The 15141-nt window shown below is 71.1% G+C and carries 12 protein-coding genes and 1 tRNA gene; 8 read left to right on the top strand and 5 right to left on the bottom strand.

The window, feature by feature from the left end; genetic code table 11:
- Positions 1-74: 74 nt before the first annotated feature.
- From nagA to ETD83_RS02795, 4 genes are all read left to right on the top strand, one after another.
- Positions 75-1193, top strand: coding sequence for an N-acetylglucosamine-6-phosphate deacetylase (gene nagA / locus ETD83_RS02810; RefSeq protein ID WP_138643444.1), 1119 nt, complete (start codon positions 75-77; stop codon positions 1191-1193).
- A 94-nt stretch (positions 1194-1287) separates the two neighbouring features.
- Positions 1288-1908 carry a GNAT family N-acetyltransferase gene (locus ETD83_RS02805; protein WP_138643450.1) on the top strand — a complete coding sequence of 207 codons (621 nt, stop codon included), beginning with the start codon at positions 1288-1290 and terminating at the stop codon, positions 1906-1908.
- Positions 1909-2123: 215 nt separating this feature from the next.
- Complete coding sequence (gene sepX, locus ETD83_RS02800; protein ID WP_138643443.1) at positions 2124-2681, top strand: divisome protein SepX/GlpR; 558 nt, start codon at positions 2124-2126, stop codon at positions 2679-2681.
- Positions 2682-2748: 67 nt separating this feature from the next.
- Positions 2749-2822: transfer RNA gene (locus tag ETD83_RS02795), tRNA-Ala, on the top strand.
- Here the strand turns inward: ETD83_RS02795 and ETD83_RS43500 are convergent.
- Entirely contained in the window at positions 2804-3661 is an 858-nt protein-coding gene (locus ETD83_RS43500) for a site-specific integrase (RefSeq protein ID WP_205717459.1), read from the bottom strand. The two genes, ETD83_RS02795 and ETD83_RS43500, sit on opposite strands and share 19 nt — an antisense overlap.
- A 921-nt stretch (positions 3662-4582) precedes the next feature.
- Positions 4583-4939 carry a hypothetical protein gene (locus tag ETD83_RS02785; protein WP_138643442.1) on the bottom strand — a complete coding sequence of 119 codons (357 nt, stop codon included), beginning with the start codon at positions 4937-4939 and terminating at the stop codon, positions 4583-4585.
- A 1333-nt stretch (positions 4940-6272) separates the two neighbouring features.
- Here ETD83_RS02785 and ETD83_RS02780 point away from each other — a divergent pair.
- Positions 6273-6911 (top strand): dienelactone hydrolase family protein, encoded by a 639-nt coding sequence (locus tag ETD83_RS02780; RefSeq protein ID WP_230420633.1) that lies wholly within the window; start codon positions 6273-6275, stop codon positions 6909-6911.
- Positions 6912-7139: 228 nt separating this feature from the next.
- On the opposite strand, the gene ETD83_RS02775 is transcribed toward ETD83_RS02780, so the two are convergent.
- Both ETD83_RS02775 and ETD83_RS02770 read right to left on the bottom strand, forming a co-directional pair.
- A complete protein-coding gene (locus tag ETD83_RS02775; protein WP_138643441.1) occupies positions 7140-7490 on the bottom strand; it encodes a DUF1801 domain-containing protein in 351 nt (116 codons plus the stop codon).
- A 25-nt stretch (positions 7491-7515) separates the two neighbouring features.
- Positions 7516-8790 (bottom strand): SGNH/GDSL hydrolase family protein, encoded by a 1275-nt coding sequence (locus tag ETD83_RS02770; RefSeq protein WP_138643440.1) that lies wholly within the window; start codon positions 8788-8790, stop codon positions 7516-7518.
- Between the two features lie 187 nt (positions 8791-8977).
- Between ETD83_RS02770 and ETD83_RS02765 the strand changes: the two genes are divergently transcribed.
- From ETD83_RS02765 to ETD83_RS02750, 3 genes are all read left to right on the top strand, one after another.
- Positions 8978-12250, top strand: coding sequence for a BTAD domain-containing putative transcriptional regulator (locus ETD83_RS02765; RefSeq protein WP_138643439.1), 3273 nt, complete (start codon positions 8978-8980; stop codon positions 12248-12250).
- Between the two features lie 224 nt (positions 12251-12474).
- Entirely contained in the window at positions 12475-12738 is a 264-nt protein-coding gene (locus ETD83_RS02755) for a ferredoxin (RefSeq protein ID WP_138643438.1), read from the top strand.
- A gap of 301 nt (positions 12739-13039) precedes the next feature.
- Positions 13040-13951 (top strand): glycoside hydrolase family protein, encoded by a 912-nt coding sequence (locus tag ETD83_RS02750; RefSeq protein WP_230420632.1) that lies wholly within the window; start codon positions 13040-13042, stop codon positions 13949-13951.
- 14 nt (positions 13952-13965) lie between these two features.
- Here ETD83_RS02750 and ETD83_RS02745 read toward each other — a convergent pair whose 3' ends face one another.
- Complete coding sequence (locus ETD83_RS02745; protein WP_230420631.1) at positions 13966-14982, bottom strand: sulfotransferase family protein; 1017 nt, start codon at positions 14980-14982, stop codon at positions 13966-13968.
- Positions 14983-15141: the final 159 nt, after the last annotated feature.

Here is a 15141-nt window from a genome sequence, read left to right as displayed (position 1 = left end):
TACACCTTCTAATTCGTCGGCAGCGTCAGATGTGTATAAGATACAGCGCCGGGAAGTGCCCCCAAGGGAGATCGATGACCGTCCTGACCGACGCCCGGATCGTCCTGCCGGACGGCGTCCGCCACGGTGACCTGCACATCTCGGACGGCACGATCGTGGAAGCGACGGCGGCCTCCGGCGGGGAGGTGATCGATCTCGGCGGGCGGCACGTCGTCCCCGGATTCGTGGACATGCACGTCCACGGCGGGGCGGGCGCGTCCTACCAGCTCGGACGGCCCGACGGGGTGCGCCGTGCCGCGGCGTACCACCTGGCGCACGGGACGACGACCACGCTGGCGAGCCTCGTCACCGGCCCCCCGGACGAGTTCGCCGACGCCGTCGCGAGCCTCGCCGACCTCGCCTCCGAAGGCGTGATCGCGGGCGTCCACCTGGAGGGCCCCTACCTCGCCCCGGGCCGCTGCGGCGCCCACAACCCGTCCCTCCTCCGCGTCCCTGACCTCGCCGAGTTCCGCCGCCTCGTCCGGCTCGGGCGCGGTCACCTCCGCATGATCACTCTGGCGCCGGAACTGCCGGGCGGGCTCGACCTCGTCCGGGAGGCCGCGGACACCGGCGTGATCGCCGCGGTCGGCCACACCGACGCCCCCGGCGCGACCGCCCGGGCCGCGTTCGACGCGGGAGCGCGCGTGGCGACGCACCTGTTCAACGCGATGCGGCCGCTGCACCACCGTGAGGGCGGACCCGTCGCCGCCGCGGTCAACGATCCCCGCGTCACCGTCGAGCTGATCAACGACGGCGTCCATGTCGAGCCCGCCGTCGTCCGCCTCGCGTTCGCGGCCGCCGGGCCGTCCCGCGTCGCGCTGATCACCGACGCGATGGCGGCGGCCGGGATGGGCGACGGCGACTACAGCCTCGGGGGCATGGACGTCGAGGTCCGCGACGGCCGCGCCCTCCTCGCCGGCGGGACGTCCATAGCGGGCAGCACCATCACGATGGCGGACGCGTTCCGCAGAGCGGTGCGAGACGTCGGCGTTCCGGTCCACCAAGCGGCCGAGGCCGCGTCCCTCACCCCGGCGCGCGCGCTCGGCATCTCCTCGCGGGTCGGGTCGCTGGAACCCGGCAAGGACGCCGATCTCATCGTCCTGGACGACGACCTCCGCGTCGCCTGGGTGATGAAGCGCGGCATCCGGGTGTGACGAACGGAGCACGAACGTCCCGCCTGCCCGATTTCTCGGTGACAATTGATGGCGTCCAGACGTCCGACCAGGGAATCATGGAAGCGTGGAACGTTTGCGGGGATGGCCGGTCACCCTGACGGAGGGGGCTGTCGGGCTGCGCCCGCTCCGGCACCGCGACGCCGCCGTCTGGCGGGAGCTGCGCGTGCGCAACGCCGACTGGCTCCGCCCCTGGGAGCCGACCAATCCGGAGACACCACTTTTCCGCAGTGGCCTCGGGCCGTACCTCAGCATGGTCCACACCATGCGCCGCGAAGCCCGCCAGGGCCTCGCCCTTCCCTGGGTCGTCACCCACGAGGACGAATTCGCCGGTCAGCTCACCATAGGCGCGGTCGTCTGGGGATCGGCCCGCTCCGCCCAGATCGGCTACTGGGTCGACCGGCAGGTCGCCGGCCGCGGCGTCATTCCCACCGCCGTCGCGCTCGCCGTCGACCACTGTTTCTTCACCGTCGGCCTCCACCGCCTGGAAGCCAATATCCGCCCCGAGAACACGGCCAGCCGCCGCGTCGTCGAAAAGCTCGGATTCCGGGAAGAGGGAATTCGCCGCCGCCATCTGCACATCGACGGAGCGTGGCGGGACCACATCTGCTACGCCCTGACCGTCGAGGACGTTCCCGGCGGCCTGCGCGCACGCTGGCTCGCCGAGCGCAAGCAGGCATTTCCCCGGCGCACTTGAGTCCGCTATGACTTTCTCTCCGTAAGAATCCTGCGATCGACAAGGCCGGGCAAACGGAGAGTAACGGCGAGATCGATCTCGCGACACACCGCCCCTTATGCTCGTCAACCTCTGACAGCCCCTCGTACCGTGCGGGGCGTGGCCCTGCTCCCATTGCACGTTCGCGCGCCGAAAGTCGGCCCGCCGGTCGAGCGTGCCCTGGGACGGTGGGGCCGATGAGCAGCGCGGTCCTGTACCTCGCCATTGTCGCCGTCTGGGGCATCGTCCTCGTACCCATGTGGCTGCGCCGCGACACCGAGACGACCGGCATCACCCGGCTCCTCCACAAGCGCACCGACGAGACCCTCGTCGAGGACGAGGAAGAGGCACCGGCCGAGGGCCGGCCCGACGAGCCCGAGGAGATCCCGGAGCCGCGGCCCCGCCGCCGGACGACCCGCGCCACCGTGATCGCCCGGCGCCGCCGCCGTACCACCGGCCTCACGGCCCTCGTCCTCACCGCCGGGATCGTCGTCGCGTCCGGCTTCGCCCCCTGGTGGATCACCATGCCACCGGCCGTCCTCCTGGCCGGCCACCTGGCCCTCCTCCGCGTCGCCGTGGGCATGGACACCGCCCGCCACCGCGCCGCCGCCCAGGCCCGCGCCAAGGCCCTCGAAGCCCGCCGCGCCGCCGAGGCCGCCGCCGAGATCACCGAGCCCGCGGAGGTCATCGAACTCCCCACCCCCGAGGAGGTCTTCGACCAGTACGCCGCCGACCGCCGCGCCGTCGGCGAATGACCCTTGCAGCCGCCCGATAACCCGTGCGCGACCACCCCCCGAAGTTTGCTAACCTTACGGAGTCCTCGGGGCTGTAGCGCAGTCCGGTAGCGCACCTCGTTCGCATCGAGGGGGTCAGGGGTTCAAATCCCCTCAGCTCCACCCAAGGTCAGGCCCGCTTTCGGGGCCTCGCTCGTAGTCCCACAACCGTCCCGCTGTGGGAATTCTGTGGGACGATCATGGAATCGGCGGCGTTCGCGCCGCCGTTCTTCTTTTCCCGGCGGGCCTTCATCAGCTCGTCCAGGACGGCGACCGGCGACCCGTCCGACAGCTCCAGGCGGGCGTCGAGCGCGGCGTCCTACCGCGCCGTCAGGGCCTCGCATAGCTCCGCTCGCATCCCGTCGGTGATGTGGCTGTACCGCGCCCACGCCGCCCATCTCGTGGCCGAGGCGCTCGTAAGCGAGCTTCAGGTCGATGCGGTCCTCATTCATCCACGCCTTGTGGGTGTGCCGCAGGAGGTGCGGCGTCAGCCCGTCCGCGATCGGCACCCAGCACGCCGTGGACCGCTCGACGTAGTTCCGGCCGCGGACCGGGATGCCGGGGAACGGGTCAGCCTCGATCGGCACCGGCCGGCGGGGGCGGGGCGCCTTCTTCGGGTACCAGGCTTCTGCTGCAGGCTTGAAAATCATGGACTCGAACCCGGACCGGCGCCAGTGCGCCGCCGTCACCGGGACGAGCTTCTTCTTCGCGTCCCGGCGTCGGGTCGTCCGGCCGGTGAACACGAACGTCCCGCCGTGGTGCGGCTCGGACTCACCGCCGTCCCGGAAGCAGGAGCACTCCGGCACGCGGGCGGCCTGCGTCGCGGCGACCTGGCGGGCCAACAGGCCGGACAGGAACGGCGGAAGGTCGACGTCCCGGCGGCTGTCCTCCTTTGGCGGGCACAGCGCCCAGGTGCCGTCGTCCAACTCTTCGAGCTGCTGCTCGACGCGCATCGTCGACATCCGGAGGAACCGGCCGCTCCAGGCCGAGGAGCTCGGCCCACCTGGCGCCCGTGTACGCCTTTGCCGTGACGAGAATGAATTCGTCGCTCCGGCCGGACAGGATGGCGCCGCGCTCGGCGAGCAGCAGAGCGCCGGTGGGGGAGACGATCGGCTTCTCCGGTGCGCGGTGCCGCGCCTTTCCGGTCCGCCGACCGCGTCCCCCGCGGCCTTGGTACCGGGTTCGTGGCGATCTTCTTCTCCTCGGCCGCGTCGGCGAGGCACACGCTCAAGACGCCGCGATATGTCCGGATGCTGTCCGGCTTGTAGCCGTTCCGGACGAGACCGCGCTCCCATTCCCGGACCCGGTCTGCGTCGATGTCGCCGAGCGGGTCGTCCTCGAACTCCGGCAGCAGGATCGTTTCGAGGCTCAGCTTGTAATTGCCCATCGTCCGCGGCGCGAGGTCCTGCCGCGCGAACCAGGTGTTCGCCCACTGGCCGAACGTCTCGCGGCCCGCGTTCGGGTCCTGCCAGCGTCCGCCGCGCACCTCCGCCTCGGCGTCGTCGGCCGCCCTTTCGGCATCGAGCCTCTTCTTGAAGCGGAGCGTCACTCCGTCGGCGCTCGTCACCGTGGGCCATTTGCCGCGCCCGTCGGAAAAGCGGCCGATGTAGTAGGCGTTTGATCCGTTGCCGCGCTTTTCTGTATAGGCCATAAATTGCCCTTGCTGAGATCAGTCTTTTTTCTCGGCTTGCGGTTGGCGATTCGTGCAATGCGCAGCCTATGGCGTGCGAAAAGTGAGGAGGCGCGCGAGAGGGGCCCCATCGATCAGGATGCGGATCGAATGGTCAAGGTCATTCATAATCAATCTTCGTATGTGATCAGGTGGGCAACGGCGCCGTCGCGGCTTGGGGATTGGGTCGTTGGGCGGGTGCGTTGACTGCAGACTATGCAATCGACCGGTACGGCGGCGCCAGGCGCCATCGTTGCGGTTTGACCTCGGGCACCCTCTCGGTCACCCCACGTTTCTGCATAGCGGCCAGGGCCGTACGGATGTTTGGCTCGTCGTCACGTTTCAAATGCCCGGCGATCTGCCGCGGGGAGACGCCGTCCTGGGTGTCCATTCCCGGCGCTTCCGCTACCTGGCGTTGCAGGGACCCCAGCGCAGCGTCGTCGAGACTCCGCCGTCCTCGATCGGAGGATGCGTTCTCCAATTCCCGGGCCAACTCGAGCGCGGCTGCGCTCACGGTACGCAGGAAGCGAGCTAGCGCGTGCTCAGCGGACGATGTCTTCAGTGTCTCCATCCCCACCAGTATCAAAGCAGCCTATGGGGGTGTCAATAGAATATGCACAGGTACAAAATTCTGATGCGAGGACCGAGATCAAGGTCCGACGTGTACCTGGAGGCTGCGCGTGAAGCGTCCTGGCCTCACGTCTCCGGGCCCTGGAGGTGGCGACGAAGTCGCTCGTCCGGGGGCCTTACACGGGTGCGCCGTTCTGCGGCTGCCCGCCGGTTCGAGGTGGGGCCTCGGCGACGAGTGCCGCCAGCTCGTCCCTCAGTGCGTCGTGGTCAACGTCCGGCAGCGGGCTGTCGTCAGGTGCATAAAGGCGTCGTGGTGCTTTGACCTCAGCGGCCAGTTCGTCGCTCTCTGCCGGGGTGCTTGCTGCAGTGCTCAACTCGGTTGTGACGGGAGGACGGGGACCTGCTTCCCGCATGGGTCTCCACTCCGAACCGCATTAGCAGCGCCATCTCTGTCGTGGGGCGCAGGTTGGCCGTGGTGGGTTTGGTGAGGTCAGCGTGGCTGCGCGGGGGTCCTTCGTGTGGGCCAGTGGGGTCTTGTGGGGCGCAGGAAGGTGCCGTTTGTGTCATCACGGTGCCATCACCGGACGGTCCTCGCGGACCGCCGATCAAGGTTCCGCGCGCGTATGGAACCTGTGCGTGAAGGGTCGCGGTTCCGAGTCCCAGGTGGCCCCGGATGTGGTGTAGGGCCCGCCCGTCCGGGGCTTCCTGCGAGAGAGGCGGTGGCGTTCGCCTACCTGCAAGGCGAACGGGTGACGGCGCGACTGTTTACGTCGGCGCCGACGGCGGACGGGCGGAACTGGTAGAGACCCACATCGCGTTCTTGCCCGGAACTGTGCCCTGCCTGGAACGTCAGCGCTCGGTGGTGCGCCGAACCTCCCGGGCCGCACAACCGTGACCTTTCAGACACATGTAGTCCAGAGTGTGGGGGCGCAGGCTGAAACGACCGCTTTCGCCACAGGGGCCACCGAGGAAACCCCGACTCCAGACAGGAACACGCAGCCCGTCGCGATCTGCCGGAGCCGAGGGCGCGTCGGCTTTGTCCGGTGGGCTACGCTGAGCGGCGATGACTACCGGGACGGCATTGCGCCACACACGGATTGGTGACCCGGTGCTCTTCTGAGCGCCGTACGGGCCGGTGCGGGGCCGCTCTTCGATCGAGGATCTTGCGCCGCCGCGCGGGCTCCGCCTCCGTCGTGTTGATCAGAGGCTCGACACATCAACCACGACAGGAGAGATGATGCCCACCAAGACTCTGCAGATTCCCACCACGGACGGCCCGGGCCGACGCCTTCGCCGCCTTCCCTGACCACGGCGAGCGGCACCCGGGGGTGCTGATGTACGCGGACGGCTCCGGCATCCGGCCCGTGCTGCGGGAGATGGCCCGCGAACTGGCCGGGCACGGCTACTACGTGCTCGTCCCCAACTTCTTCTACCGGCACGGCCCGGCACCGGTGATCGAACTTCCCGAATACATCACGGAAGAGGCCCGGCCCGCGGTTTTCGCACAGCTGATGCCCTTAATCGAGGCGGACACCACCGAACGTGTCCTGAACGACGCCGACGCCTACCTTAGGTTCCTCACCACCCAGCCCGAGGTCAGCGCCGGACCGGTCGCGGTGACCGGATACTGCATCGGCGGCCTCCTGGCAATGCGCACCGCCGCGGCCCACCCCGGCCAGGTGGCAGCCGTCGCCGGATTCCACGGCCCCGTGGCCGCCGACGAGCCCTGCGGCCTCTCCAAGCTCACCGCCCAGGTCCACCTCGGCCACGCCGAAACCGACATGACGCCCGAGGCCCTCAGCGAACTCAACCAAGCCCTGGACGCCGCAGGTCCCGACTACACCTCCGAGATCTACCCCGGCACCGTCCACGGCTTCACCATGTCCGACACCGACGCCTTCAACCCCTCCGCACTGCAGCGCCACTGGGACCGCCTGCTCCCCTTCCTTCACCGTGCCCTGGCCAACAGTTGAGGCCCCGACTTCGGAGAACAAACCGAAGTAGCCGCTCGCAGTCCTCAAAAACCTCCAGCAAAGCCAGCGAACGCAACCGCCGACAAACCCGCGAGCCGGAACGATGCTCCATACACCCGGAGTCGGGCCCGGCGGCCGGTCCACTACGAGGATCCCCGATGGGGGCGAACCTGTACTGCTCGAACGACATCCTGTTTGCTTCTGTAGAGCGACAGCCGCGGGCGATGTTCATTCTCGGTCGAGTGCGACGGCCTGCCTGATGTAGTCGCGTATCGCTTCGGTGTCGATGGTGTCGGGGTCTTTGAGGCGGACGTGCCTGGTGGTCTTGCCGATGCCTCCCAGCAGGCCGTGGGGGTCGGTGAACTCGGCGCCGCGGGCGAACGCCAGGGTGATTTGGGTCTTGCTGCGGCTGATGATCGCCAGGAGCTTCCCGGCCTTCCAGGCGGGTGAGCCGCGGCTGATCGTTTCCTCTGCCTGCGGTGCCTCCTGGCTCATCAGGGTCCGCACGATCGTCACGATCTCCTGGTGCCGCGGCGGCAGATACGCCTTCATGTATTCGTCGATCTCGTTGTCGGTCATGATCGCCTCTTGTTGTGTTGGGTGGTCAGAGGGTTGCGAGGTCGATGGCCGCGGCCAGGGCGTTCGCGCCCGCGTCGTTGGGGTGCAGGTGGTCGCCGGAGTCGAACGCGGGTCGCAGCGCGTCCGGCACGTCGGGGTCGGCGAGCGCCCGGTCGAGGTCGGCCACGGCGTCGTAGGCGCCGCTGGTGCGGATCCAGTGGTTGACGTCGTCGCGGACCTTCTCCTTCTCTGGCGTGTCGTAGCCCTGGAAGCCCTTCATCGGCGTGATAGTGGCGCCGACGACGGTGATGCCGCGGGCGTGCGCGGTCTGGATGAGCGCGCGGTGCCCGGCGATGAGCCGCTGGGCGGTCACTTTTGGTGAGGCGCCGCAGCCGAAGTAGTCGGGGAATCCGCCGGTGCCGAGGTCGTTGATGCCTTCGAAGACGATGACGGTGCGCACACCGGGTTGGGCGAGGACGTCCCGCCGGAAGCGGGCGAGGCCCTTCTCCCCGTAGCAGAGCGAGTCGGTCAGGAGTTTGTTGCCGCTGATGCCGGCGTTGACGACGCCGAGCCGCTTGCTGGCGGCGGCGAGCCGCTCGGCGAGCCGGTCCGGGTAACGGTCGTCCGCGCCGGCGGTGGAGCCGTGCCCGTCGGTGATGGAGTCGCCGAAGGCGACCACCGTGCCCCGGGCGCGCGGGTCTCCGGCGACGTCGATGCCGCTGAGGAAGTAGCGCGAGTGGCTGGTCTCGCCGGCGAACGCGGCCGGGGCGGTGTCGGACCTGTGGTCTCCGGCGGCGCGGTAGGTGGTGGTGAGGCCGTCCTGATGGAAGGTCGCGGGGCCGGTCGGCTCGGCGAAGTAGAGCGTGACCGTCAGCGACTCCAGCGGCGCCACCGGCAGGGACGCCGGGTCGGACATCGCCGCCGCACCGGCCGGGACGGTGGCCGTTGTGCGGTGTCCGAAGCGCAGCGTCCGCAGGGTGCCGGGCCGCAGGGCCGCGCCCGTGCCGCTCTTGGCGATGGTGGCGCCCGCGATGCGGAGCGGTCTCGTCCCGTAGGCGTTGGACAGCCGGATCCGCACGCGGGAGCCGCCCGCGCTGATCCGGACCACCTGCCGCAGGGACTGCGCGGCGAACCCGTCGAGGGACCAGTTGGGCCCGTCCCAGTCGTTGCCGGGCACCGGACGGTGCGGGGCGGCACCCCAGGTGCCGTGCCATCGGGCACGCGTGTCGGCGTGACCCGCGGACGCGGAGGCGACCCCGGCCGGGGCGGCGAGCACGGCCACGGCGACGAGGGCGGCGATTCGGTGTTGCGGACGGATCATGGAGGCGTCCTTCCGGCGGTCGGTGACGTCGGCCGATCCGGTCGGCCGGCCGGTGCCGAAGACTCTGCGGGGAGTGCCTTACGATTTGTTTACAGCCCGATTACGTCAGGACCCCTGCGCCCGCGGCCAGCCTGGCGTGCACCGGTCTCCAGACCAGGGAGACGCCGCCCCGCCTTATAGTGCGGCCATGCGATTCGGGGTGCTCGGGACGATCTCCGTCTGGACCGACGACGGTCGCCCGGTCAGGGTGCCGGGCGCCAAGATTCGCACCCTTCTGGCCGCGCTCCTGGTGCACAACGGTGATCCTGTCTCCGGCGACCGGCTGATCGACTTCCTGTGGCGGGACGCGCCGCCGGTCGGCCCGGCCTCCGCGCTGGCGGTGAAGGTGTCCCAGTTGCGCCGCGTGCTGGAGGACGCGGAGCCGGGCGGCCGTGCGCTCATCCGGTCGCCGCCGCCCGGCTACCGCCTCGCCGCCGCCGCCCTCGACGCGCGCCGGTTCACCCGGCTGGTTGAGGCCGCCGGACGGACCGGCGAGCCCGGGCCGAAGGCGACGCTGCTGTCCGACGCGCTCGCCCTGTGGCGCGGCCCGGCCTATGCCGACGTCGCCGATGAACCCTTCACGGGGCCGGTGATTGCCCGCCTCACCGAGCAGCGGTTCACCGCGGTGGAAGACCTGGCGGAGGCGCGGCTCGCGCTGGGTGAGCACGCCGCGGTCGTGGCCGAGCTGGACGGGCTGCTCGCCGACCAGCCGCTGCGTGAGCGCGCACGTGCCCTGCACATGCTCGCCCTCTACCGGTCCGGCAGGCAGGCCGACGCGCTGGCCGGCTTCGCCACGACCCGCGAGCGGCTCGCCGACGAACTGGGCCTGGACCCCGGCACGGAACTCGTGGCCCTGCGCCAGGCCATCCTGCGCCAGGACGGCGCGCTGGAGGCCCCGTGTACGCGGACCGTCTCGGTGACACCGCCGACGACGAACCTGCCCGCAGCGCTCGCCCCGCTGATCGGACGCGACGAGGCCGCCGCCGAGGTGGGCGCGCTGCTGGCGGAAGAGCGCCTGGTCACGCTGACCGGCGTCGGCGGAGTCGGCAAGACCCGGTTGGCGGCCGAGGTGGCCGCGCGCCGGATCGATGCGTTCGCCGACGGGGTGTGGCTCGTCGAGCTGGCCTCGTTCGACTGCGCGGACCGGCCGGACGCGCTCGACGCGCTGGCCGACGTGATCATGACGGTGCTCGCAATCCAGGACGCCGGCGACTCCTCGACGGCCGTGGGCCGGCTCGCCCGCGCGTTGCGCGCCCGGCGGATCCTGCTCGTCCTGGACAACTGCGAGCACGTGGTCGAGCCGGTGGCCGAACTGGTGAGGCGGCTGCTGGGCGCCGTGCCCGGCCTGCGCGTCCTGGCCACCGGCAGGGAACCGCTCGGGCTGGCCGGGGAGGTCGTGTGGTCGGTGCCGCCGCTGGACTTCCCCCGCGAGGCGATCGGATCGGACGCGCTGGAGCGTTACGGCGCGGTCCGGCTCTTCGTGGCGCGGGCGTCGGCGGCGCTGCGCGGTTTCGCGCTGACCGGCGACAACGCCGACGCGGTCGCCGTGCTGTGCCGCCGCCTCGACGGGCTGCCGCTGGCGCTGGAGCTGGCCGCGACCCGCGTGCGGACCCTCGGCGTGCACGGTCTCGTGGCTGGCCTCGACGACCGGTTCCGCATGCTCGGCGCGGGATACCGGGGCGCCCCGGCACGCCAGCAGACCCTGGTCGCCGTGATCGACTGGAGCTGGCGGCTGCTCACCGACGCCGAACGCGTCGTGCTGCGCCGGCTGGCGGTGCATGCCGACGGGTGCACGGCGGAGGCCGCCGCAGCGGTGTCCGCCCCGGACGGCGAGGTGCTCGACGTCCTGTCCCGGCTGGTGGACCGCTCCCTCGTTGTGGCCGACCACGGCCCGGACGGGCCGCGCTTCCGCCTCCTGGAGTCCGTGGCCGCCTACTGCGTAGCGCGCATGGCCGACGCCGGAGAGCTGGAGGAGATCCGGCTCCGGCACCGCGAGTACTACGTCCGTCTCGCCGAGCGGGCGCAGGAGCACCTGTACGGGCACGGGCAGCGAGACTGGCTGTCCCGGCTGGATGCGGAGGGCGCCAACCTGCGCGCCGCGCTCGACGGCGCGATCCGGGACGGCGCGATCCGGGACGGCGCGATCCGGGACGGCGCGGCCGGGGCGGCGCTGCGCGTTGTCAACGCGCTGGCCAGGTACTGGTTCCTGCGCGGCCGGCTCGCTGAAGCGCGCCGGTCGATCCAGGCGGCGCTGGACATGCCGGGCGATGCGCCCCAGGCCGCCCGCGCCACGGCCCTGACCTGGCACACGGCCGTCTCGTTCCTGCTCGGCGACATCGGCGGGTGGCCCGACCGCCACGCCGCCGCCCTGCGCGGCCATGACGACGCCTCCGACTCGTCCGACTCGTCCGATGATCCGGTGGGACGGGTGCGGGCCGAGTGGCTGCTCGCATACGCGGAGATCGACCTCGGTGACGTCGGCGCCACCGGCGCGCTGATCGACCGCGTCCTGTCCGCCGCCGAGGCCGCCGGTGACGAGTGGACGCAGGCCGCCGCGCTCGCCCTGCGCGCCAAGCACGCGCACATCCGGGGCGACTTCCCCGCTCTGGACGCGGCGGGCGAACGGAGCGCGGCCCTGTTCCGCCGCCTCGGCGACCGGTGGGGTCTGCTCCAGGCCACCGAGTGGCTCGCCGCCTCGGCCGCCCTGCGCGGCGACCACGACCGGGCCGCCCGGATACACCGCGAGTCGCTGGCGATCGCCGAAGAGCTCGGGCTGTGGTCGGAGGTCGCCGGGCAGTTGTGCTGGCTCGGCTGGAACGCCATGCAACGCGGTGCGCATGCGGCGGCGCTCGACCTCAGCGGGCAGGGCCTGCGGCTCGCCGTCCGGCAGGACGCCCACCTGTGCGTGATCTTCGCACGGCTGGGAGTGGCGTACGCGGCCCGGCGGCAAGGCGATCTCGGCACCGCCGAACGAGAGCTGACGACCCTGCTGGACCTCGCGGACTGTAGCGACGACGGTCCCGGTCTGCCGCTGTACCTGCCGAGCGTGCTCGTCGAACTCGGACACATCGAGATGCTGTACGGCGACACCGCGTCGGCCCGGCGACATCACCGCGAGGCGTTCACCGCGGCGGGACGGCTGGGCGCCGTCCGCGACACGGCTGAGGCGCTCACTGGACTGGCCACCACCGCCGCTGCGGAACGGCCAGCCCACGCTGCCCTCCTGCTCGGTGCCGCCGCCGGCGCACGCGAGGCGACGGACACGATCGTCCCCCCGGCCGATCAGCACGACATCGACGAGACAGAGAGGACGGTCTGGGCGGCGCTCGGCGACGAGGCATTCGACAAGGCATTCGCCCAAGGGCGCACGCTGAGCCCGTCCGAGATATGTGATCTGGTCGAGCAGGTAAACAATTGGTAAGCGGAAGCCGGCAGGCTCGACCCGTCGACCAATAACCAAGGCCTGGCGCAGCGTACCCGCGATGACCTCCAGGCCACCGATCTTGGCCTCGACCTCGGCCAGCTTGCCGCGCGCGCGTTCTCCCAACGCGGCGTCGGGGCGCCGATGGCCGGTGCGTGCCGGCCTCCAGCAGCTCGGCGACCTCCTCCAAGGTGAACCCCAGCCGCTGCGCCGTCAGGAACGGCATGAAGGTGTCCGCCGGCAGGGAACGCTGCATCGGCGCCGGCCATTGCGCGATCACCGCTCCCGGCGTCTTCGACAACGGGGACGACGGCCTGGTCGTCGTCCTGACGCCCGAACCCGAGGACGGCGACCGGCAGGTCGTCGATCGCGCCGAGCGGCTCTGCCAGTCCCGGGCGATCTCGCTCACGTCCACCAGCGGCGGCCGGCGCTGGGCACGGCCACGGACGGGCCAGACGGGTCGGCCGCCCACCTCGACGACGCCCTAGTCGCCGACGGGCCCTGATCGGTGAGGACGCCCGGCTGCGCGTGGCACTCGCGGGCACGCTCGTGCTGGGTCTGCTCGTCGGCCGTCGCCCGCTGCGCATTTCCGGGATCGAACGCGTTCGCGCAGCCCTGGCCGCCAGGCGTCCTCTGAGGTTGTCGTGGTCGCGGCGATGACTCTGAAGATGATGCGACAACCTTGGTCGTCTCGCGTGTCACGCGCCGGGCCGCCGCGGGCGCGCCGCCATCCTGGACGCGCCGGATGGCTGGACCTTGGGCCGGGGCACCATGCCCTATTATTCCGACATGGAAATGGGGGAATTTGATCGGCGGGTCGCCGCTCTGCTGCCGCGCCCGGACCGTTCGGTGGTCGCCGTCGAACCGCCGGGCGACGGCGACGGGTACTGGGCCGGAGCGCCCAGCGCGGTCGAGAGCGAGGGCTGGATCTACCTGGCCTACCGGCTACGCCGCCCCATCGGGAAGGGGCGGGGTTACGCGGTGGTCGTCGCCCGCTCCGCCGATGGGGAGCGCTTCGAACCGCTGGTAGTGATCAGCAAGGACGCGATGGAGGCCGAGTCCCTGGAGCGGCCCACTCTCGTCCGGACCCCCGAGGGAACGTGGCGGCTCTACCTGAGCTGTGCCACGCCGGGAACCAAGCACTGGCGTGTGGAGGTGCTCCAGTCCGACGCCCCGGACGGGTTCAGCCCCCGTGACCGGCGGGTCGTCCTGCCCGGCGACGAGAAGACGGGTGTGAAGGATCCGGTGATCGTCCAGCACGGCGGCCGCTGGCACCTGTGGGCCTCGTGCCATCCGCTGGCCGACGCCGCCGAGGCCGACCAGATGGCCACCGAGTACGCCACCAGCGCGGACGGCCTGGAGTGGGTCTGGCACGGGACGGCTCTCAACCCCCGGGCCGGCGAGTGGGACGCCCGGGGCGTCCGGGTCAGCGCGGTGCGCTTCACGCCCGACGGGATCGTGGCGGCCTATGACGGCCGGGCCGGCGCGGCGGAGAACTTCGAGGAGCGCACCGGCTTCGCCATCGGCGACGACCCTGGTGCGCTCTCGGCCATCGGATCCGCCCCATGGGCGTCCTCGCCCTATCTCGGTGGCGGGTTGCGCTACCTGGAGGTCCTCACCACTCAGGACGGTCGCCTCCGTCTGTTCTACGAGGTGACCCGTGCGGATGGAGCACACGAACTGCGAACCGAGTCGCGCTGACCCGTCCCGCATCTTCAGCGTGAACGCGGACGGCCGTTGCGGGCCTGGTGCTGCCCGTTGGGCCGGGCGCCCACCCGGCCGCCGGAGGCCGGCTTCGGCTCCAGCCAGTCGCCGAAGTCCTCCCCGGTGACCTCCTCCAGCAGCTTGAGGTCCGCTTCGAAGCAGGGGATGAGGGCCTCGCGCTGCTCCCAGGTCAGCGGCCGCCGGGACGGGCCGCCCCGCTGCAGGGCGCGTTCCAGCGGCGTGGTGACCCGGGTGGCCAGGTCGACGGGCAGCACCGCGCCCGCCGCCACGCCGGTCCGCAGCACCCGCGACAGGACGCGATGACGCATCGTGCGGCCGGGATGCACGGTGACGTTCTCCCGCGGCACCTCGGTGAGCACGCCCGGCTCGACGCCCAGGAACGAGCAGATGCGGTCCAGCGTCGGTGCCGGGCGCTCCAGCAGCTCGCGATACCGGAAGACCAAGACCTGGTCGCGAGGGAACAACCCGTACAGGTGCTCTAACTGCTCGCCGTACCGGCCCAGCCGGACGTAGTGCCAGAAGGCTGCCCAGCCCGCGTCGATCCGCCGCTCCTCCTCCCGGCAGGCGCGGACCACATCGTCGATGGGCTCCAGCCCGGCCGACCACAGATGCGTCCAGTTGGAGTGGGCCCGCTCCACCGGGTCGCGCAGGACGGCGATCAGCCGAGCCTCGGGGATCAGCTTGTGAATGCGCCGCTGGGCGGCGCGGTCGTACAGGTAGAACGGGGTCGACTCCCCGCGCAGCGTGCCGGGCGGGGCGTCCGCGAACAGCGCATCGTACTCCATCCTGCGCCAGACATGCTCCCGGTAGGTCTGCGCGTCGCCCGGCCCGCCCCGGGTCGGAGGCGCGCCGTCAGTGAGAAAGAACTTGGGCTCTTTCACCGCCGACAAGTGCAGCGCGGGGTGACCGGCCAGCGCCGCGTGCAGCGCGGTGGTCCCGGCCTTCGGAGCACCGACCACCAGGAAGTCCGGCAGGGCCATCGCGTCCTCCTCGCGGGGCCTCGACATTGATTGAACTATATCTACCAATTAAGTAGGAAACCATCCCTCGGGTCCTCCCTGAAGCCGGACATCGACGTGTCACCGCCGACGGGTGCCCGCCGCCCGCGTCGCGCGATCACCGGGCCGAGCTCGGCGGCTACCACTGGTGCGTCTCGCCCGGCCTCT

Origin of the sequence: Actinomadura soli (assembly GCF_005889715.1) — a bacterium.
Lineage (GTDB): Bacteria > Actinomycetota > Actinomycetes > Streptosporangiales > Streptosporangiaceae > Spirillospora > Spirillospora soli.
Note: the sequence above shows the minus strand (reverse complement) of the source record. Positions and strands in the feature narration are given on the sequence as shown.